Genomic DNA, 20,159 nt, shown 5'->3' on the forward strand with positions numbered 1-20,159 from the left:
AACACATGAATCTGTCATGCAGCCCATACCTGTTTCATATCTTAGCTGGCCGCAGCTGCATCCATGCCGTGCTGTATTACGTTCGCCGCCACGGGTTTCCGCAAAGTTCTGTTAGGCGCGACACAGTTTGGTCACGACTGCACGCCGTTCGACCGATCCAGATATGGATCCGATATGGATACCTTGAATACCCCAAGACACCACACCTACTGTCGCGCTTGTGAATTCGTTCCGCTTCAGCGGCTCGATACGCGAATCGATTGTCACTGAAAAGATCTCGCACGCGCAGACAGGAGTTTTACCTTGCAGCGTTCCATCGAGCCGACCACGGGTTCTGACGACCCGAGCAGGATGTCCACGATCCTGCGCCATGATCTACCGGCCTCGCTGGTGGTCTTCCTGGTGGCCTTGCCACTGTCGCTGGGTATCGCGATCGCCTCCGACGCACCGGTGCTCGCCGGGCTGATCGCCGCGATCGTCGGTGGTGTGGTCGCCGGGGCCCTTGGTGGCTCCCCGCTGCAGGTGAGCGGACCGGCGGCCGGGCTGACGGTCATCGTCGCGGGCTTGATCGCCGAGTTCGGCTGGGCGGTGACCTGCGCTGTCACCGTCTGCGCAGGTCTGCTGCAGATACTGCTCGGGGTCAGCCGAGTGGGCCGTGCGGCGCTGGCGATCTCGCCGATGGTGGTGCACGCCATGCTGGCGGGCATCGGAGTCACGATCGCGCTGCAGCAAGTCCACGTGCTGCTCGGTGGCAGCTCCGAGAGTTCGGCCTGGCGCAATATCACCGAACTGCCCAGTCAGCTGATCGCGGCCGACGGCGCCGGGCTGGCCGTCGGTGTGCTGGTGATCGGAATCCTGCTGGCGTGGCGCTGGGTCCCCGCTCGGATTCGCAAAGTGCCAGGCCCGCTGGTCGCGATCGTCGTCGCGAGCGCGGTATCGGTGCTCTTCGCGTTGAACGTGCCCCGCATTCAGCTCGACGGATCCCTGCTCAACGCCCTGCAGGCACCCGGTCTACCGGAGGGCAATTGGGGGGCGTTCGCGACGGGCGTCATCACCGTTGCCCTCATCGCCAGCGTGGAAAGCCTGCTCACGGCGGTCGCCGTCGACCGCATGCAAGACGGTCCGCGGTCGAACCTGAACCGCGAACTGGTGGGCCAGGGCGCCGCCAATGTGGCCTCGGGCGCCGTCGGCGGACTTCCGATCACCGGTGTGATCGTGCGCAGCTCGGCCAACGTGACCGCAGGCGCCAAGACCCGCGCATCGTCGATCCTGCACGGACTATGGGTGCTGGTCTTCGCCCTGCCGTTCGCCGGCTTGGCCCAGCAGATTCCGACCGCGGCGCTGGCCGGACTGCTCATAGTGATCGGCATCCAGCTGGTCAAGCTCACCCACATCAAGACGGCCCGGCAGACCGGGGACATCGCGGTCTATCTGGTGACGATCGCCGGCGTGGTCTTCCTCAACCTCCTCCAGGGCGTCCTGCTCGGGCTGGCGTTGGCGGTCGCACTCACCGTCTGGCGGGTGGCGCGCGCCAGGATCCACGCCGAGCCCGCCGACGATACGGACAACGCCGATTGGCACATCGCCGTGGAAGGGTCGTGCACGTTCTTGTCCCTGCCCCAGCTTCACAAGACGCTGGCATCCGTGCCGCCGGGTGTGCGCGTCACGCTGGAGATGTCGGTGGACTTCATCGACCATGCCGCACACCAGGCACTCAAGGACTGGCAGCGTCAGCACGAGGCATCCGGCGGCAGCGTGCTGGTGCAGGAGGTCGGCTCCGTCGAACTTCACAGCGCAGTCACCGGGCCGCCCCAGCGCGCCTTCACTCAGATCGACAAGCGGCTCGGAGTGGTGCCGTGGAGTTCGTGGCAGGACCCGCAGACCAAGAACGGCCACGAGCGGCGCGACACCCCGCCCCAGGCGGTTCTCGACGGCCTCGAGGTGTACCACCGCAGGACCGCGCCCCAGATACGGCCGCACATGGCGAAATTGGCGCACGCCCATCAGGCCGAGACGCTGTTCATCACCTGCACTGACGCCAGGATTGTGCCGAATGCGATCACCAGCAGCGGGCCTGGCGACCTGTTCACAGTGCGCAACGTCGGCAACCTGGTACCCGCCGACCAGCTCGACTCTTCCGTGGAGGCAGCGATCGCCTATGCGGTCGGCAGGTTGACGGTGTCCTCAATAGTCGTGTGTGGCCATTCCGCCTGCGGCGCAATGCATGCCGCCCTGCGCGAGCAAGGCGTGCCAGGCGAGCGAGTACCCGGTGAAGAACACCTGCGATCCTGGCTCAAGCACGCTCGGCCGGCATTGGACGCCTTCGACGAAGGCCGCCACCCCATTGCAATATCCGCCGAGGAACAAGGATTCAACACCGCGGACCAGCTGAGCATGGTCAGCGTCGCCGTCCAGGTCGACACTCTGGTACGCCATCCACTGATCCGTGAACTGCACGAGGAAGGCCGGCTGAAGGTCGTCGGCTTGTTCTACGACATTGGCAGCGCGCGGGTGCTGCACGTCGAGCCAGCATCGAGTTTGACTGTCCATCAACATATTTGACCCTGATATGAATAGCGTGACCGGTGGGAGACCATCGCCTATGTTGGAGATATCGGGCAGACGTCACGAAACCTGCATTCCCCCAATGGGTTTCTCTTCCCGACACACGAAAGGACCAGCAATGAAGCTCACACTCCGCCACCTCGCACCCGTCGTCGCCGCCGGCGCCGCGGCAGCTGCCCTCAGCCTCGCACCGAGCGCTGCTGCGGCGCCCAATCCGATCAATTGCATGCAGAAGGGCGGCGCGACCATGTGCGAGAAGCAGGGCCACGCCCGGATTCACGCCACACCCCCTGCCACTTCGCCCCAGCAGGCCTTCGGGTTCAACGGCATCCCGCTGTGGGCGCTGGGCTAGCCGGCAGGGCCACCGAGCAAGGCCGCGGGAAGTGCCTACCCCCCAAGGCTTCCCCGCGGCCTTGCCATGTCCGGCCGTCAGTCGTCGAGCACGTCGCGCACGATGCCGTCGGCCAACAGTCGCCCACGGTCGGTCAGCACCAACCGGTCGCACGCACGGACCAGAAGACCGGCGCCCACCGCCTCGTCAGCCCGCACCTGTTCGGACCCCGTCAGCGCCGTCAGCGGCAGCCCCGTGCGCATCCGGATCTGCAGGAGGACGTTCTCGATGTGGCGGGCGTGGGCGTCAAGGCGTTCGAACTCCGCGACCGGCAGCTGCCTCCCGGCGAGCGCCTCGGCGTAGGCAGTCGGGTGCTTGACGTTCCACCACCGGGTGTCGCCGACGAACGCGTGGGCGCCGGGTCCGGCCCCCCACCACTGGCCGCCGTTCCAGTAGCCGACGTTGTGCCGGCACTCGGCGCCGGGACGACTCCAGTTCGACACCTCATACCAGCTCAGCCCGGCCGCCGACAGCCGCTGGTCGAGTAGTTCGTAGCGGTGCGCGAGCACATCGTCGTCGGGAGCGGCGATCTCACCGCGGCGCACCCGGCGGGCCAGCGCGGTGCCGTCCTCGACGACAAGGGCGTAGGCCGACACGTGGTCGACGCCTGCAGTCAGCGCGGCGTCGACCGAGCGCAGCAGATCGTCGTCGGACTCCCCCGGCGTGCCGTAGATGAGGTCGATGTTGAGGTGCTCGAAGCCGGCGGACGTGGCCTCGGCGGCGGCGTGCAGCGCCCGCCCCGGCGAATGGGTCCGGTCCAGCAGCGCCAGCACGCGGGGTGCCACCGACTGCATGCCCAGCGACACCCGGGTGTAGCCCGCGGCGCGGATCTCCTCGAAAAACTCCGGTGACGTCGACTCCGGGTTGGCCTCGGTGGTCACCTCGGCGTCGGCGGCCATGGCGAAGTTGTTCCGCACGACGTCGAGCACCTCGGCCAGTCCTGTGCCACCGAGTAGCGATGGTGTGCCACCACCGACGAACACCGTGTCGACCGGTACTGCACCCAGCAGGTCAGCGGCCAGTTCGAGCTCGGTGCGCAGCGCGGTCAGCCAGCCCTGTGGCGACGCGCCGCCCAGCTCGGCGGCGGTGTAGGTGTTGAAGTCGCAATACCCGCAGCGGGTGGCACAGAACGGCACATGGACATAGATGCCGAACGCCGTGCCGGGCGTCAGGACGAGCTCCGGCAGGGCGGCCTGCGCGGGACGGACCGACATGCGTCCAGTGTCCCAGAGTCGACTTTTACTCACGACGAGCCGAAATTTGTCCCGGTTAGAGCGATTGACGGGGTTCGTGGCAGAATGGCGCGCATGCCTGCCCCCCAGAATCTGCGCCCGGTCGCACTGGTGGTTCGGCGGCATGTCGATTACCAGCGCGTCTGTACCTGTTGTTGTCTGGCTTGACGCCGTAGACCGCCCACCTGTACTTCAGCTGGCCGCCGGATCTGCGCCGCCGGAACAGCCCACCGGTGGAATCGCGCGATCCGAACGCCAGCTCCTTGACATGAGGAGCCCCATTTCATGACTCAGCCGACCAAGGCCGCCCCGAAGCGCCCGAAGGGTGAGGGCCAGTGGGCCCTTGGCTACCGCGAGCCGCTCAACCCCAACGAGCAGTTCAAGAAGGACGACGACGCACTCAACGTCCGCGCCCGCATCGAGAACATCTACGCCAAGCAGGGCTTCGACAGCATCGACAAGCAGGATCTGCGCGGCCGCATGCGCTGGTGGGGCCTCTACACCCAGCGCAAGCCCGGCTATGACGGCACCTGGACCGGTGACGAGAACACCGACATGCTCGAAGACGAGTTCTTCATGCTGCGAGTGCGCAGCGACGGCGGCGCACTGACCACCGCGGCGCTGCGCACGCTCGGCGGCATCTCGACCGAGTTCGCCCGCGACACCGCCGATATCAGCGATCGCGAGAACGTGCAGTACCACTGGATCCAGATCGAGGACATGCCGGAGATCTGGCGTCGGCTCGACGAGATCGGTCTGCAGACCACCGAGGCGTGCGGCGACTGCCCACGCGTGGTGCTGGGCTCACCGCTTGCGGGTGAATCGCTCGACGAGGTCATCGACGGCACCCCGGCGATCCAAGAGATCGTCAAGCGCTACATCGGCAAGCCCGAGTACTCGAACCTCCCCCGCAAGTTCAAGACCGCCATCAGCGGCCTGCAGGACGTCGTGCACGAGGTCAACGACGTCGCCTTCATCGGGGTCAACCACCCCGAGCACGGCCCCGGCTTCGACCTGTGGGTCGGCGGCGGCCTGTCCACCAACCCGATGCTGGGACAGCGAGTCGGCGCCTGGGTGCCTCTCGACGAGGTGCCCGACGTCTGGGAAGGCGTGGTCAGCGTGTTCCGTGACTACGGTTACCGGCGGCTGCGCGCCAAAGCCCGGCTGAAGTTCCTCATCAAGGACTGGGGCATCCAGAAGTTCCGTGAGGTGCTCGAGACCGAGTACCTGAAGCGGCCGCTGATCGACGGGCCCGCACCCGCACCGGTCCCCCGTCCGATCGACCACGTCGGCGTCCAAAAGCTCAAGAACGGCCTCAACGCCGTCGGGGTTGCACCGATCGCGGGGCGGGTCTCGGGCACGATCCTGACGAAGGTCGCCGACCTGGCCGAGGCCGCCGGTTCAACTCGGGTCCGGTTCACCCCGTATCAGAAGCTGATCGTCCTGGACGTGCCCGACGACAAGCTCGAAGAGCTTCGCAGTGGGCTCGATGCCATCGGCCTGCCATCGGCACCGTCGCATTGGCGGCGAAACCTGATGGCCTGCACGGGAATCGAGTTCTGCAAGCTCAGCTTCGCCGAGACCCGCGTGCGCGCTCAGAGCCTGGTGCCGGACCTGGAGAAGCGGCTCGAAGACATCAATGCCGAACTCGATGTGCCGGTCACAGTCAACATCAACGGCTGCCCCAACTCATGCGCCCGCATCCAGGTCGCCGACATCGGGTTCAAGGGCCAGATGATCGACGACGGCAACGGCCCGGAAGAAGGGTTCCAGGTTCACCTGGGCGGCAGCCTGGGCCTGGACAGCGGTTTCGGCCGAAAGCTCCGTCAGCACAAGGTGGTCTCCACCGAACTCGGCGACTACATCGAGCGGGTCGTGCGCAACTTCGTGAAACAAAAGCACGAAGGAGAACGTTTCGCCCAGTGGGCTGTGCGAGCGGAAGAAGATGATTTGCGATGAGTATTGGGGTGGGTGAATTGACGGAGGCAGACCTACGACAGCTTGCCGAGCACGGCGCCGCCGAATTGGACGGCGCCAGCGCTGACGAGCTGATGGCCTGGACCGACAAGCACTTCGGCGGTGAATACGTCGTGGCCTCCAACATGCAGGACGCGGTGTTGGTCGACATCGCCGCCAAAGTTCGCCCCGGCGTTGACGTGCTGTTCCTCGATACCGGCTACCACTTCGCCGAGACGATCGGCACCCGCGACGCGGTCGAGGCCGTATACGACATCCATGTCGTCAACGTCACACCCGAGCACAGCGTGGCCGAGCAGGACCAGTTGCTGGGCAAGGACCTGTTCGCCAGCAATCCGACCGAGTGCTGCCGGCTGCGTAAGGTCACCCCGCTGGGCAAAGCGTTGCAGGGATACACGGCCTGGGTCACCGGCATCCGCCGTGTCGAGGCACCCACCCGTGCCCATGCGCCGCTGATCAGCTTCGACGAGGCATTCAAGCTGGTGAAGATCAATCCGCTGGCCGCGTGGTCCGATGACGACATGGACGCCTACATCCAGGCCAACGGTGTTTTGGTGAACCCGCTTGTCGACGAAGGATATCCGTCGATCGGCTGCGCGCCGTGCACGGCGAAGCCGATCGAGGGTGCGGACCCGCGCAGCGGCCGCTGGCAGGGCCTGTCGAAAACAGAATGCGGACTCCACGTTTCGTGAGGCTCATCCTCACCGCGCACGGCAGCGCTGATCCGCGCTCCTCGGCCACCATTCATGCGGTGGCCGAGCGAATTCGCGCGTTGCGGCCCGAGCTGGATGTGCGAGTCGCGTTCTGCGAACAGAACTCACCGAATCTGTGTGATGAACTACGCGCGCTGGACGGTCCGGCGGTCGTCACACCGCTACTGCTGGCCAGCGCGTACCACGCCCGCACCGACATCCCCGCGATGATCGCCGACGCGGGTGCCGATGTGATCCAGGCCGACGCCCTGGGTGAGGATCCGCGCCTCCTCGAGGTCATGCGGGAACGCCTGGCACAGAACCAGATTCACCAATTCGAGCGCGGTCTGGGCGTGCTGGTGGTGGCGGTCGGCTCTTCGCATCCCGCCGCCAACGCCCGCACCTCGGCGCTCGCCGAGACATTGGCCCGTGGGACCCGATGGTCCGGGGTGCAGGTGGCCTACGCGACCGGACCGCACCCGTCGGTGCTGGACGGAGCCGAGATCCTGCGCCGCAAGGGCGCCCGGCGAATCGTCGTGGCGCCGTGGTTCATCGCACCGGGGCGCATCACCGACCGGGTGGCCGCAATCGCTGACGCCGAAGGCATGACGATGGTGGCGCCGCTGGGCGCGCATCCACTGGTGGCCGAGACGGTGCTCGACCGGTTCGACCACGCGGTGTCCGCCCGGGTCGCGGCCTAGGTTGCCGCGACCTGCACTTCGCTTGCCGCGACCTGTACTTCGCCGGCGATCGGCGGCACCCTGGTGGCCCGCACGTACACCGAGTCGCCCTCTTTCAGCCCGAGCGCCTCGGCGTCGCCGCGGGTGATCTGCGCGATGAACGGTTTCCCGTTGGTGGCGCTGGTCAATTCGACCCGCACCTCGAAGCCCAGATACGCAACCCGATCGATGGTGGCGCGCACGACACCGGTTGACTCCCCGGTGCCGTCGCCGGCGGCGATCGCCATTTCTGGATTGCGCCCGACGCGAATATCGTGCGGGCGCACCAGGATTCCGTTGAGCGACGACACGGTGCCCAGGAATGACATCACGAATGCATTGGACGGGCTGTCGTAGACCTCCGTCGGCGAGCCGACCTGTTCGATCCGACCCTTGTTGAGCACGGCGATCCGGTCGGCGACGTCCAGCGCCTCGGCCTGGTCGTGGGTGACGAGCACCGTCGTCACGTGCACCTCGTCATGCAGCCGGCGCAGCCATGTCCGCAGATCCTCTCGGACCTTGGCGTCCAAGGCGCCAAACGGCTCGTCGAGTAGCAGCACCTCCGGGTCGACGGCGAGTGCCCGAGCCAGCGCCATCCGCTGGCGCTGGCCACCGGAAAGCTGGCTGGGATAGCGGGTTTGGAACCCGGCCAGCCCAACGACCTCGAGCAGGTTGTCGACCTTGTCCTTGATCTCCGACTTAGGCTTCTTGCGGATCTTGAGCCCGAACGCGACGTTGTCCCGCACAGTCAGGTGCTTGAACGCGGCATAGTGCTGGAACACGAAGCCGATGCCGCGCCGCTGCGGGGGGACGTTGGTGACATCTCGGCCGTTGATGGTGATGCTGCCGGTGTCGGGCTGGTCGAGTCCGGCGATGGCACGCAGCAGTGTGGACTTGCCCGAGCCACTGGGCCCCAGCAGCGCGGTCAGCGACCCGGCGGGCACCACGAAGTCGACGTCGTCGAGCGCGGCGAACTCGCCGTAGCGCTTGTTGGCGCCGGTGACGGTGATGGCATTGGTCATGAGAGCTTTTCTCCTCGTTACCTATTCACTCGCCGCTTTGGCGCGCCGGGCATCCAGCACCACCTGAACGATGAGGACGAGCACGGCCACCGCCATCAGCAGTGTCGAGATCGTGTACGCGCCGTATTGGTCACCGCGGCTGTAGCGGTCGGACACCAGCAGAGTCATGGTCTGCGAGGTACCCGGCAGGTTCGACGACACCATGATGACGCCGCCGTACTCACCAAGCGTGCGGGCGATCGTCAGCACCACACCGTAGGTGAGTCCCCACCGTATCGATGGCAGGGTGATCCGCCAGAACGTCTGCCACCAGCTGGATCCCAGCGTGGCGGCCGCCTCCTCCTGGTCGGTGCCGAGTTCGTGCAGCACCGGCTCGACTTCGCGGATCACGAACGGCACGGTGACGAAGATGCTGGCCAGTACGATCCCGGGAAAGCCGAAGATGATCTTGAATCCGAGATCGTTCTCGACGAAGCCGAACACGCCCGCGCTGCCCCACAGCAGGATCAGTGCCACACCGACGACCACCGGCGACACCGCGAACGGCAGGTCGATGACGGCCTGCAGGGCAGACTTACCGCGGAACTTGTTGCGCGCCAGCACGAGCGCGGTCGGTATCCCAAAGATGACATTGAGTGGCACGACGATCGCGACCACCAGCAGCGAAAGCTGCAGCGCCGATATCGCGGCCGGGGTACTGATCGAGTCGAAGAACGCGCCGATTCCCGGCTGGAACGCCCGCCAGAGAATCAATCCGACGGGGACGATCACCAGCACCGCGACGTAGGCCAGAGCCACGTAACGGATGAGGTACCGCACCAGCGGTGACAGCGTCACTTTGCCAGCTCCTCCCGCTTGGCCGCCCGCGAGCCGACAGCCCGCAGGACGAACAACACGATGAACGAAACAAGCAGCAGCACAATCGAAATCGCGGCGGCACCGGTCCGGTCGTCATTCTCGATCAGCGTGCGGATCCACTGTGAGGACACCTCGGTCTCCCCCGGCACCGCGCCGCCGATCAGCACCACCGAGCCGAATTCGCCGATCGCGCGGGAGAACGCCAGCCCCCCGCCGGAGAGCAGGGACGGCAACAACGCAGGCAAGATCACCTTGGTGAAGATGATCCTGTTGTTGGCGCCCAGCGAGGCGGCCGCCTGCTCAACTTCGCGGTCGAGCTCGAGCAGCACCGGCTGAACAGAACGCACCACGAACGGCAGCGTGACGAACAGCAGCGCGATCCCGACACCCCATTTGGTGTGCTGTAGCTGGACATCGATCGGGCTGTACGGGCCGTACAGCGCGAGCATGACCAAGCTGGCGACGATGGTGGGCAGGGCGAACGGCAGGTCGATCACGGCATCGACCAACCGCTTACCCGGGAAGTCATCGCGGGTCAGCACCCAGGCGACCAGCAGTCCGAAGACGGTGTTGACCAGGGTGACGCCGATCGAGATCGTGAGCGTCACCCGGAACGACTCGATCGCGGCGTTGGAGGTGACCGCCAGCCAAAAGAGGTGCCAGCCACCCTTGGCCGACTGCCACACGATCGCAGCGAGTGGCAGCAGGACGATGACGCTCAGCCAGATCGACGCCGCCCCAACCCGCAAGCTGGTCGTGCCGTGCCTGCGGCCGCCGAAGCGGGACGGCCCGCCCGAGTCACCTCCGGTGAGCTCGGGCCGGACCGCCTGCGGATTTGGTTCGATGGCTGCTGTCATCCAGTGGCCTGCTTGTAGATCTTCGTGATGGAGCCATTGTCCTTATCGAACAGCGCCGGATCCACCTTGCTCCAGCCGCCGAGGTCAGCGATGGTCCACAACTTCTGCGGGGTCGGGAAGTCGGTGGCGAAGTCAGCAGCCGCTGCGGGATCGACAGGACGGAATCCGGCCTGGGCCCAGATCTTCTGAGCTTCCGGGGTGAACAGGTAGTTGTTCAGCGCGGTCGCCTTGTCGACGTGGGCGCTGGTGGTCACCACCGCCACCGGGTTCTCGATCTTGAACGTCTGCGGCGGATTGACGTGCTCGACCGGCTTGCCCTGCCGCTCGGTGTTGATGGCCTCGTTCTCGTAGCTGATCAGAACGTCACCGGTGCCCTGCAGGAACACGTCGGTGGCCTCGCGACCGGAACCCGGCCGGGTCTTGATGTGCTCGGAGACGAGCTTGGTGATGAAGTCGATGCCTGCCGCGTCGTCCTGACCGCCGTTGCTCTTGGCGGCATAGGGCGCCAACAGGTTCCACTTGGCCGAGCCGGAACTCAGCGGGCTGGGGCTGACGACCTCAAGACCGGGCTGCAGCAGATCATCCCAGTCCTTGATGTTCTTCGGGTTGCCCTTGCGGACGACCAGCGACACCACCGAGCCGAACGGGATGCCCTTGGTGGTGGACTTGTTCCAGTCGGCGGCAACCTTATTGGCCTTCACCAGGCGGCTGACGTCCGGCTCGACCGAGAAGTTGACGATATCGGCCGGCTTGCCGTCGACCACGGCGCGCGACTGATCACCGGAGGCGCCGTAGGACGTCGTCACTGCCACGCCCTTGCCCTCGGGCGTCGCGGCGAACGCCGGGAGGATCTTGCTCCAGCCGGGCTCCGGCACCGCGTAGGCGACCAGAGTCAGGGTGGTGTCAGCCTTCGGCTGGCTGCTACCGCCGGCGACATCGCTCGAACCGCCGCCGCCGCAGGCGGCAAGCACCGTTGCGGTCGTCGCGAGCGCGACTGCTGTGCTCCACCGTCGAACGGGGAGGTGAAAGTTGGGCATTGCTGGCCTTTCTCATTGCGGATAAGGGGATTCGAGCCCCGTCGCAACGGAATGGCGATGCTTGACAACGATTGCCAACGACCATCACCGACACCAAACCGCGGACGGGTAAAGGGTGTCAGCGACAACAAGCAACATCAGCAACGGCCAACGCACCGACGGCAATAAGGGCCAAGACATGGCCCTCGCCGTAACCGGTCGCCGTTTGCATGGCGCGAAGCTTAACAGAGATTTTTTCGGTCACCAGCCGGGGCATTCAGCGGTTGATCAGCCACACCACGACGACGAGGATCAGCAGCGCGACCAGGGCCAGCGTCACCCGCGATCGCGGCATCCCGCTCATCGAAGCCGCCGGTCAGCGCCGCGCAGCCGGCGCAACACCCGGATGCCGTTGCCCAGGAACACATCGAAGACCAAGGCGATGACGTAGGCGAGCAATAAAACCACGGGCATCACGATGATCGTTTGAAGAACGAAACCGAGGCCGGACAACCACAGTTCGACACCGTCCCACCAACTCAACAGCGCCTGCACGGCACCAGCGTATGCCGCGGCTGTCACCGCCTTGTCACCGGCGGTAACAGCAAAGGCACGGATCGCTGTATAAGTAGACGCCGAGTGGCCCGGCGGTCGATGATGTCCCCATGGTTCTGCAAGCCCAGCCGACCGGCGAGGACACTCGAGACGTGGCCATCGAATCCGCCCCGCCGCCGCTGTCCGCAACCGCCCCAGTGCCCTACCCCTCGCCCGCTTCGCTGCGCAATCCGTTCCCGCCGATCGCCGACTACGCCTTCCTGTCCGACTGCGAGAACACGTGTCTGATCTCGTCGGCCGGCGCACTGGAATGGCTGTGCGTTCCGCGGCCGGACTCCCCTAGCGTTTTCGGAGCGATCCTGGACCGCGGCGCCGGCCATTTCCGGCTTGGGCCCTACGGCGTGTCGGTGCCGGCCGCCCGCCGCTATCTCCCGGGCAGCCTCATTCTCGAGACCACCTGGCAGACCCACACCGGCTGGCTCATCGTGCGGGACGCCCTGGTGATGGGACCGTGGCACGATCTCGATACCCGCTCTCGGACGCACCGGCGTACCCCGATGGACTGGGACGCCGAGCACATCCTGCTGCGCACCGTGCGCTGTGTGAGCGGGACGGTCGAGCTGGTGATGAACTGCGAACCGTCATTCGACTACGCCCGGGTCAACGCCACCTGGGAGTACTCGGCCAACGCCTATGGCGAGGCGATCGCGCGGGCCAGAAAAGACCCCGATGCCCATCCCACGCTGCGGCTGACGACGAATCTGCGGATCGGGCTGGAGGGCCGCGAAGCGCGCGCCCGCACCCGGCTCAAAGAGGGTGACAACGTGTTCGTCGCCCTCTCGTGGTCGAAGCACCCGTCGCCGCAGACGTATGAAGAAGCGGCCGACAAAATGTGGCAGACCAGCGAGGCGTGGCGGCAGTGGATCAACATCGGTGACTTCCCCGATCATCCGTGGCGCTCTTACCTGCAGCGCAGCGCGCTCACGCTCAAGGGTCTGACCTATTCGCCGACCGGCGCCCTCCTGGCCGCCAGCACCACGTCACTACCCGAGACACCGCAGGGTGAACGCAACTGGGACTACCGCTATGCGTGGGTGCGTGACTCGACGTTCGCGCTGTGGGGTCTCTACACGCTGGGTCTCGACCGCGAGGCCGACGACTTCTTCTCCTTCATCGCCGACGTGTCCGGCGCCAACAACGGTGAGCGGCATCCACTTCAGGTGATGTACGGCGTCGGCGGCGAGCGTGAACTGGTCGAGGAAGAACTCAGTCACCTATCCGGGTACGACAACGCTCGGCCGGTGCGCATCGGCAACGGCGCATTCGACCAGATGCAGCACGACATCTGGGGCACCATGCTCGACTCGGTGTACCTGCACGCCAAGTCCCGCGAGCAGATCTCCGATCAGTTGTGGCCGGTGCTCAAGGAGCAGGTCGAAGAGGCGATCAAGCACTGGAAGGAACCCGACCGCGGCATCTGGGAGGTCCGCGGCGAGCCGCAGCACTTCACCTCCTCGAAGATCATGTGCTGGGTCGCGCTGGATCGCGGGTCCAAGCTGGCCGAACTGGTCGGCGAGAAGAGCTACGCCCAGCAGTGGCGGGCGATCGCCGAGGAGATCAAGGCCGACATCCTTGCGAAAGGCGTGGACAAGCGCGGCGTGCTCACCCAGCGCTACGGCGACGACGCTCTGGACGCGTCGCTGCTGCTGGTGCCGCTGGTGCGGTTCCTGCCGTCGGACGACCCGCGGCTGCGGGCCACCGTGCTGGCCATTGCCGACGAGCTCACCGAGGACGGCTTGGTACTGCGGTATCGCGTCGAGGAGACCGACGACGGCCTGTCCGGCGAAGAAGGCAGCTTCACCATCTGCTCGTTCTGGCTGGTGTCGGCGCTGGTCGAGATCGGCGAGGTCAGCCGCGCTCGCCATCTGTGCGAGCGGCTGCTGTCCTTCGCCAGCCCACTACACCTCTATGCCGAGGAGATCGAGCCGCGTACCGGCCGCCATCTGGGCAACTTCCCGCAGGCGTTCACCCATCTGGCCTTGATCAATGCCGTGGTGCACGTCATCAGGGCCGAAGAGGAAGCCGACAGCACGGGCGTGTTCCAGCCGGCCAACGCGCCGATGTAGGTGTAGCTAGCCCAAGCGACCGGCCACCAGCCCCGCTTCGACCCGCTCGAGCAGCGCCTTGGCGGCTGCAATGGCCTGCCGATCGTCGCCGACGGCGCGCGTCATCTGGCTGGCCCACTGCCGCCGCAGCCGGGTGAGGTTGTCAGCCGCGAGGTCGGTCGGAAACAGATTGACGCCCCTCGCGTCGTGCGGATCGGCACGCCGCTCGACGAACCCGCGGCGTTCCAGCGTCCGCAGCGCGGTCGAGAGGTTGCTGCGCTGCAGGCCGGTCGCTCGCGCGACATCGCTCGGCGTGACGCCCGGATGGTGATCGATGTGCCGCATCACGTGCGCTTCCTGCGCGGTCAGGTGGATGACGTCCGCAGATAAGGCCATCCGCAGCTCTCGGCCCACGCCCAGGATCGCCTCGGCAAGATCGGCCAGCTCACTATCCATGGACAAATCCTACCCTACTAGTTATGATTCAATAGTTATTGTTTGATAACTACTTAGATTGAGGATCTTGATGACCACCGTCACCCAGCCGGCCGAGCAGCTCCGGCGCGACGCCGCCATCTCGCCATGGCTGCTGGTCGTGCTGGCCCTGCTGAGTGCGGTCGCGCCGGTAGCCACCGACCTCTATCTACCGGCGTTCCCGGAGATGACCGCGGAGCTGCAGGCTAGCGCCACCGCCGTGCAACTGACCCTGACGGCGTTTCTGCTCGGGCTGACGTTCGGCCAGTTGATGTTCGGCCCGCTCTCCGACCGGCTCGGCCGGCGCCGCCCGCTGATCGTCGGCGCCCTGCTGTGCGTGGTCGCCAGCGTGATCGCGGCGACGGCGCCCAATATCGGCATTCTCATCGTGGCGCGGTTCGCCCAAGGGTTCACCGGAGCCGCAGGCATGGTGATCGGCCGCGCGGTGATCTCCGACCTCACCACCGGCAAGACGGCGGGGCGGGCGTTCAGCCTGATGATGATCGTCGGCGGTGTGGCGCCGGTAATTGCGCCGTTCGCCGGCGGCCTGCTCGTCGATTCACTCGGCTGGCGCGGGATCCTGTGGGTGGTCTGCGCCATCGCGGTCGCGATGCTGATCTCCATCGTCTTCGTGGTCCGGGAGTCACACCCCGAAGAGCGTCGATCCGAGCTCAAAGCCGCTGCTGCGCAGGGCATCTCACCGTGGTCGGCACTGCGGTCCCGGACGTATATCGCCAACACCCTGGCCTTCGGGTTCGGCTTCGCGGTGATGATGGCCTACATCTCGGCCTCACCGTTCGTCTACCAGGTGATGATCGGCCTCACGCCCATGCAGTACGGCATCGCCTTCGGTGTCAATGCGCTGGGCATGATCTCCGTCAGCGCCGTGTCGTCGCGGCTGAACCGAACCGTCTCCAGCACCACGCTGCTCGGCATCGGCCTTGGGCTGACCGTGGCCGCGACGCTAGTGCTGCTCGCGCTGGTCCTGACGGGCGTGCCGGCGTGGCTGATGATGATCCCGATCTTCGTGGCGGTCGCCAGCCAGGGGCTGATTCTCGGCAATGCCACTGCCCTGGCATTGTCCGCCGTCCCGCGCGCGGCCGGCTCCGGCTCGGCCGGCCTGGGCGCCCTGCAGTTCGGGCTCGGCGCCGCCGTATCGCCCTTAGTCGGCCTTGGCGGTGAGCACACCGCCCTACCGCTTGCCGTGGTGATGGTGACCGTGTCGGTGCTGGCACTGATGGCATACCTCGCCAGCCGACGGGCTAGCTGACCAGCGCCGGTTCCTGGGCGGCCGAATACTCCTGCCACGCAACCAGAACGGCCTCCAGCTGTTCGGGTGAATGCCGGCCCAGCCCGCACTCGGTCGACACCCCGAACTCGGGCAGGAACTCGGCCGCCAACTCGGCCCTCGTCCTCGCCCCCGCGGCACCGTCCTCGGCATGCAGCAGGCCGAGGTAGAACTCGGTACTGGGCTCCAGGGCCAGGTCGGCCAGCGGCTGCCAGTGCGCTCGCTTGGTCCAGGCCGCCACCGTCGCCGCCTGGATCGCGTCGATGCGCCGAGTGACGTGACGAGACAGGCCGTTGGCCAACGCGACGATCGCAGACGCGTCGCGGGGCAGGATGTGCCGTCCGCCGCGGGCCGCGGCCTCCTCGCTCGGCGGTTCCCCCATGAACGGCGAAGCACCGAACTTCGAGTCGCCGTAGCACAAATGGAACGTCAGCTCCGCCTCGGGACGGACCCAGTCCCCCACCCGACCCGTCGCCGCGAAGATCGGCTCCAGGCTTCCGTACGGATTGTCGAACCACCCCTCGACGGTCGCCAGCTCGGTCGGTAGATCCCATTGGATGGCGAGGTCTCCCGGCGGAATGGCGTCCTGGATCGCATCGACGCTGTGCCGCAACGCCTTTTCGTAGGCGTAGGCCACCTGCACGCGATCGGCGAAATCGACGAACGAGTTCACCGCGTTGAACGGAGTCGGAATCGACACCAGGAACCGCGAATCCGCGGCGAGCACCCCCTGGTCGCGGGCGTTGCGGAACTTCGCGTACGACTCGGTGGCGATGCTGTGGTAGTCCACCGGACCGAATTCGACGGACACCCCGGGCCGGGTCGTGACGCGGTCGCCGACGACCTCCAACGTCGGGTTCTTCCGGAAGTGGTCGGCCTGGGTGAACACCCAGTTGGCCCGGTCCCCCGGTTCGCCATCGGGCACTCGGCGGACGCCGGGCTGCAGCCGAGAACCGACAAGCCGGAAGGCGTCGTCGACGGTCGGGACGTTGATGCTTCCGGTCACGTAGAAGGTGGTCATCGAAACTCCAATGATTGCAAGGGTTTACAAGAGGACACCGAGGCGTGGCGGAAAGGTGCCGCGCAACGTGAAATTGCCGAGGTGGACGTATTTCCACCGCGCCGGGTCGTGCAGGGAATGCACGCGAACGTTGCGCCAGTGTCGATCCAGCGCGAAACCGCGGTCGGTGGCCGAGGCGCCGGCGAGTTCGAAGACACCACTGGCGATCTCGACCGCGAACTCCTGGGCCAGGGCCTTGGCCGCCGCGACCTGAAGCGATGCGGCGGCCGCGGACTCGCGGGTCAGCTCCGGTTCCGCCAGCGCCGCGTCGACCAGGTGGGAACCGTGCGCCAGCAGCGCCTCCAATGCGAACAGCCGCGCGGTGAGCTCGCCGAAGCGGCGCACCACGTGTGGCTCCTCGGTCGCCGAGTCGACCTGCGCCTCGAACCACGGCCTGCTCCTGGTGCCGACGAACTGCGCGCCGTCTTCCAGTGCGGCCCTGGCGATGCCGATGTCGACCGCGGCATGCAGTGCCTGATCGAAGGCGCCCAGCACCGAAGGGTCCGCCGTCACCGGATCGGCGTCGGGCCCCTCATCGATGACGAATGCGTCGTCGACGACGACGTTGTCGAACACCACCTCGCCGCTGGCCGTACCGCGCTGGCCGAACGACGACCACTTCTCCAGGTTCAGCGTGACACCCGGATCGTTGGCGCGGACGAACACCGTTGCACCGTGCGCGGGTTCGGTACCCGGGATGCGCGCGGCGACGCCGATCCACGTCGAGCCGAGGGTGCCGGTCGCGTAGTACTTCGTGCCGTTGAGCAACCAGCCACCCTCGGGCCTGCGTTGCACGGTGGTGAGCCGGTCGACCGAGAGGCGGGTGCCGCGCTCGACGGTGGCGTTGCCCAGCTGTGCACCGGCCAGGATGTCGGCGTAGATCTGCGGCGCCGGATCAGACTGGCCCAGTCCTCGTATCGCCGCGCTGAGCACGAAGTGTGCGAGTAACAGCTGCCCGACGGCCGAGTCGGCCCGGGACAGGATGCGCAGCACCTCGACCGCGGTGGCGCGCGGTAGATCCGGACCGCCGTGCTCGGCAGGCACGATGATGCCGAGCAGACCCGACGCCGCGACCGCGCGCAGCTGTTCGGTCGGCAAGGTGCCGTCGAGCTCGCGCTGGACGGCGCCGGCGGCGATCTCGGCGGCAACGTCAGCGGCGACCGCCAGGGCGTCGTCAACCGACTGCAGCACCGGGGTTTTCGCTTCGATGGTCGTCATGCAATTCACTCCTTGGGGAAGGTGTACCGGAATGCTAAGTGGCACTTCGTTGTCGAACAGCAGGCGTCAAGCAACGCTGGAGGGGCGTGCAGGAACGCTGTACACAGCGTCGGCGGCCAGCCGCGCGCCCACGCCCTGCACGAGTGCGACCAGGGTGGCCAGCGCGGTCCCCCGTGCCGGGGGCGCCGCGGTCGCCACCGAGATGCGTCGCACCGGGCGACGGCCCACGACGCGACGCACGGCGACGTCCACCCTGGTGTCGGAGGCCGCCAGCGAGGGCACCAGCGACACCCCGAGGTTCGCCGCGACCAGACCTTGCACTGTCGAATACTCCTCGGCACGGAAGGTGATCGATGGCGCGAAACCCGCATGGCGGCAAGCATTGTGGAAGACGCGGGTGTCCGGACAGGTTCCCGTTGCCGAGCTGACCACCCACTGCTCGGCGGCCAACGCGGGCAGCGCCACCTCTGCGGCCGCAGCCAGCCGATGGTTGAGCGGCAGGACGACGAAGAACTCGTCGTCGTAGACCGGGACGGCCACGACGCCGGGGTACTGACTGGGCTCACCGGGAACCTCGGTGATGATCGCTGCGTCGGCGCCGCCACTGGCCAGCAGCGCTACCCCGTCGTCGGGGTCGGCATCGATGAGTTGCACCTTGGTGCGCGGGTGCCGGGTCCGGAACCTGGCGAGTGCTCGCGGGAGGATCGCCGCCGCAGCGCTGGTGAACGACGCCACCCGAATCAGGTCCGGCCCTGCGGCAGCGAGGCTTTGGAGATCTTGCTCGGCCTTGGCAACGGCGTCCAGGATCCGTTCGGCGTGCTCCAGCAGCCTCGTGCCGGCGGGCGTCGGGCGGGCCCCGGAGGGTCCGCGGACCAGCACGACGGTGCCGATGTCGCGCTCGAGCGCGGAGATCTGTTGGGACACAGCAGAGGTCGTGTAGTTCAGCGTTGCGGCGGCAGCACTGAGCGAGCCGCAGCGCGCGACCTCTTGCAGTACCCGCAGCCGTCGCACATCGAACACCCTGGCCAAACTAGCCGCAGCGGTGCGGGCCGCCCATGGTTGTGATCAGGGCGAAGTAATCGCCCCCACCGGTGTGATGCCGTGGTGCAGCTCGGCGACGTCGGGGTGCGCACGCGTGCGGGACTTCCAGGCGTTCTCGCCGTAGGTATTGAAGATCGGGTTGTTGGGATCGGCTTCCACACCCCGCGAGCGCGCGGCCAGCTCGGGCGGCAGCTCGATGATCGGGATCGTGGCGTCCAGGGCCGGATTGACGAAGTACGGAATGGACACCCGGTCGGTGCCGGGTCGCGGGGCCAGCACCCGATGCTGGGTGGCGCGCAGGTACCCGCCGGTGGCCACCTCGAGCAGTTCACCGATGTTGACGACGAATGCCCCGGCCAGCGGCGGTACGTCGAGCCACTGTCCGTCCGCCAGTTCGACCTGCAGCCCGGTCGAATCGGGTTCGAGCAGCAGCAGGGTCAGCACCCCGGAATCCTTGTGGGCGCCAACACCTTGCACGTAGTCGTCGCGGCCGGGGTATCGGACGACCTTGATCAGGGTGGCGGGCTTGTCGGCGAATGCGGGATCGAACGTGTCCTCGGCTGCGCCAAGAGACACCGCCCAATGCCGTAGCAGCCGCAACCCCACCGCGGACAGGCTGGCATCCCAGCGTTCGAACGCCGCGCGGAAGCCGGCCGGGGTGGCCGGCCACAGGTTGGGCCCCTGCAGCCGCCAGTACCCGGTCGCACCGTCGAGCGTCGGGCGTTGGGGCCCGACGTCGATCTGCTCGCGCCAGTCCACCCTGCCGTTGGTCAGTTCACCGCCGAGCCGTGAGTAGCCGCGAAACTGCGGGCTCTTCAGCTGGCTGATCTCGTTCTTGGCGTCCAGCGGCAGGGCGAAGAACGTTCGCGCCAGCGTCAGCACTTCGTCGATCTGAGCATCCGGCACCCCGTGACCGACCAGGTAGAAGAAGCCGATGTCGTGAGCGGCTTCGCGCAGCCGCGAACGGAATGCGCCCGCGTCACGGTCAGCGTCGGCGAGGTCGAGTACGGGCAGCACGAGAACCATTGTGGGGTCCCCCAGCGTCCGCGCGCCACAGGCGTTCACGAGAACTGCACGGGTGTGAAGCAA

Annotated in this window: 19 protein-coding genes; 7 read left to right on the forward strand and 12 right to left on the reverse strand. The window is 66.7% G+C overall.

Annotation, left to right across the window (positions count from 1 at the left end; all coding sequences use genetic code 11):
* The first annotated feature begins 351 nt into the window (after positions 1-351).
* Complete coding sequence (locus SLQ31_RS27645; RefSeq protein ID WP_319437486.1) at positions 352-2,562, forward strand: bifunctional SulP family inorganic anion transporter/carbonic anhydrase; 2,211 nt, start codon at positions 352-354, stop codon at positions 2,560-2,562.
* A 121-nt stretch (positions 2,563-2,683) separates the two neighbouring features.
* On the forward strand, positions 2,684-2,917 hold the full coding sequence (locus SLQ31_RS27650) for a hypothetical protein (RefSeq protein ID WP_319437381.1): 234 nt from the start codon (positions 2,684-2,686) through the stop codon (positions 2,915-2,917).
* Between the two features lie 77 nt (positions 2,918-2,994).
* Here SLQ31_RS27650 and hemW read toward each other — a convergent pair whose 3' ends face one another.
* A complete protein-coding gene (gene hemW, locus SLQ31_RS27655; RefSeq protein ID WP_319437382.1) occupies positions 2,995-4,170 on the reverse strand; it encodes a radical SAM family heme chaperone HemW in 1,176 nt (391 codons plus the stop codon).
* Positions 4,171-4,473: 303 nt separating this feature from the next.
* Between hemW and SLQ31_RS27660 the strand changes: the two genes are divergently transcribed.
* From SLQ31_RS27660 to SLQ31_RS27670, 3 genes are read left to right on the forward strand one after another with little or no spacing between them, the layout of a single operon-like run.
* The gene (locus SLQ31_RS27660) at positions 4,474-6,147 is read left to right on the forward strand and encodes a nitrite/sulfite reductase (protein ID WP_319437383.1); all 1,674 of its coding nucleotides are present in this window, start codon (positions 4,474-4,476) and stop codon (positions 6,145-6,147) included.
* Entirely contained in the window at positions 6,144-6,857 is a 714-nt protein-coding gene (locus SLQ31_RS27665) for a phosphoadenylyl-sulfate reductase (RefSeq protein WP_319437384.1), read from the forward strand. The genes SLQ31_RS27660 and SLQ31_RS27665 overlap by 4 nt, the downstream gene beginning before the upstream one ends.
* Positions 6,854-7,558, forward strand: coding sequence for a sirohydrochlorin chelatase (locus SLQ31_RS27670; RefSeq protein WP_319437385.1), 705 nt, complete (start codon positions 6,854-6,856; stop codon positions 7,556-7,558). The genes SLQ31_RS27665 and SLQ31_RS27670 overlap by 4 nt, the downstream gene beginning before the upstream one ends.
* On the opposite strand, the gene SLQ31_RS27675 is transcribed toward SLQ31_RS27670, so the two are convergent.
* The 6 genes from SLQ31_RS27675 to SLQ31_RS27695 all read right to left on the reverse strand — a co-directional run bounded on the left by SLQ31_RS27675 (position 7,555) and on the right by SLQ31_RS27695 (position 11,884).
* Entirely contained in the window at positions 7,555-8,598 is a 1,044-nt protein-coding gene (locus tag SLQ31_RS27675; protein WP_319437386.1) for a sulfate/molybdate ABC transporter ATP-binding protein, read from the reverse strand. The genes SLQ31_RS27670 and SLQ31_RS27675 overlap by 4 nt on opposite strands.
* A 21-nt stretch (positions 8,599-8,619) precedes the next feature.
* On the reverse strand, positions 8,620-9,435 hold the full coding sequence (cysW, locus tag SLQ31_RS27680; RefSeq protein ID WP_319437387.1) for a sulfate ABC transporter permease subunit CysW: 816 nt from the start codon (positions 9,433-9,435) through the stop codon (positions 8,620-8,622).
* Positions 9,432-10,313, reverse strand: coding sequence for a sulfate ABC transporter permease subunit CysT (cysT, locus tag SLQ31_RS27685; RefSeq protein WP_319437388.1), 882 nt, complete (start codon positions 10,311-10,313; stop codon positions 9,432-9,434). The genes cysW and cysT overlap by 4 nt, the downstream gene beginning before the upstream one ends.
* Positions 10,310-11,350: a sulfate ABC transporter substrate-binding protein gene (locus tag SLQ31_RS27690; protein WP_319437389.1), complete on the reverse strand. Its 1,041-nt coding sequence runs from the start codon at positions 11,348-11,350 to the stop codon at positions 10,310-10,312. Before SLQ31_RS27690 ends, cysT begins: the two co-directional genes overlap by 4 nt.
* 118 nt (positions 11,351-11,468) lie before the next feature.
* Positions 11,469-11,606 carry an Ms4533A family Cys-rich leader peptide gene (locus tag SLQ31_RS29530; RefSeq protein ID WP_413643168.1) on the reverse strand — a complete coding sequence of 46 codons (138 nt, stop codon included), beginning with the start codon at positions 11,604-11,606 and terminating at the stop codon, positions 11,469-11,471.
* A gap of 83 nt (positions 11,607-11,689) precedes the next feature.
* Entirely contained in the window at positions 11,690-11,884 is a 195-nt protein-coding gene (locus SLQ31_RS27695; protein ID WP_319437390.1) for a hypothetical protein, read from the reverse strand.
* A gap of 110 nt (positions 11,885-11,994) precedes the next feature.
* Here SLQ31_RS27695 and SLQ31_RS27700 point away from each other — a divergent pair, with 110 nt between their 5' ends.
* Positions 11,995-14,010 carry a glycoside hydrolase family 15 protein gene (locus SLQ31_RS27700; RefSeq protein WP_319437391.1) on the forward strand — a complete coding sequence of 672 codons (2,016 nt, stop codon included), beginning with the start codon at positions 11,995-11,997 and terminating at the stop codon, positions 14,008-14,010.
* A 6-nt stretch (positions 14,011-14,016) separates the two neighbouring features.
* Here SLQ31_RS27700 and SLQ31_RS27705 read toward each other — a convergent pair whose 3' ends face one another.
* The gene (locus tag SLQ31_RS27705; RefSeq protein ID WP_319437392.1) at positions 14,017-14,445 is read right to left on the reverse strand and encodes a MarR family winged helix-turn-helix transcriptional regulator; all 429 of its coding nucleotides are present in this window, start codon (positions 14,443-14,445) and stop codon (positions 14,017-14,019) included.
* A gap of 70 nt (positions 14,446-14,515) precedes the next feature.
* Between SLQ31_RS27705 and SLQ31_RS27710 the strand changes: the two genes are divergently transcribed.
* Positions 14,516-15,733, forward strand: a complete 1,218-nt coding sequence (locus SLQ31_RS27710; RefSeq protein ID WP_319437393.1) for a multidrug effflux MFS transporter — start codon at positions 14,516-14,518, stop codon at positions 15,731-15,733.
* Here SLQ31_RS27710 and SLQ31_RS27715 read toward each other — a convergent pair.
* The 4 genes from SLQ31_RS27715 to SLQ31_RS27730 form a co-directional block, all read right to left on the reverse strand.
* Positions 15,726-16,772, reverse strand: coding sequence for a hypothetical protein (locus SLQ31_RS27715; RefSeq protein WP_319437394.1), 1,047 nt, complete (start codon positions 16,770-16,772; stop codon positions 15,726-15,728). The two genes, SLQ31_RS27710 and SLQ31_RS27715, sit on opposite strands and share 8 nt — an antisense overlap.
* A 24-nt stretch (positions 16,773-16,796) precedes the next feature.
* Positions 16,797-18,029 carry an acyl-CoA dehydrogenase family protein gene (locus tag SLQ31_RS27720; RefSeq protein WP_319437395.1) on the reverse strand — a complete coding sequence of 411 codons (1,233 nt, stop codon included), beginning with the start codon at positions 18,027-18,029 and terminating at the stop codon, positions 16,797-16,799.
* Between the two features lie 66 nt (positions 18,030-18,095).
* Positions 18,096-19,049, reverse strand: coding sequence for a LysR family transcriptional regulator (locus SLQ31_RS27725; protein ID WP_319437396.1), 954 nt, complete (start codon positions 19,047-19,049; stop codon positions 18,096-18,098).
* Between the two features lie 45 nt (positions 19,050-19,094).
* Entirely contained in the window at positions 19,095-20,087 is a 993-nt protein-coding gene (locus SLQ31_RS27730) for an isopenicillin N synthase family dioxygenase (protein ID WP_319437397.1), read from the reverse strand.
* Positions 20,088-20,159: the final 72 nt, after the last annotated feature.

This window comes from Mycobacterium sp. RTGN5 (genome assembly GCF_033804465.1).
GTDB lineage: Bacteria > Actinomycetota > Actinomycetes > Mycobacteriales > Mycobacteriaceae > Mycobacterium.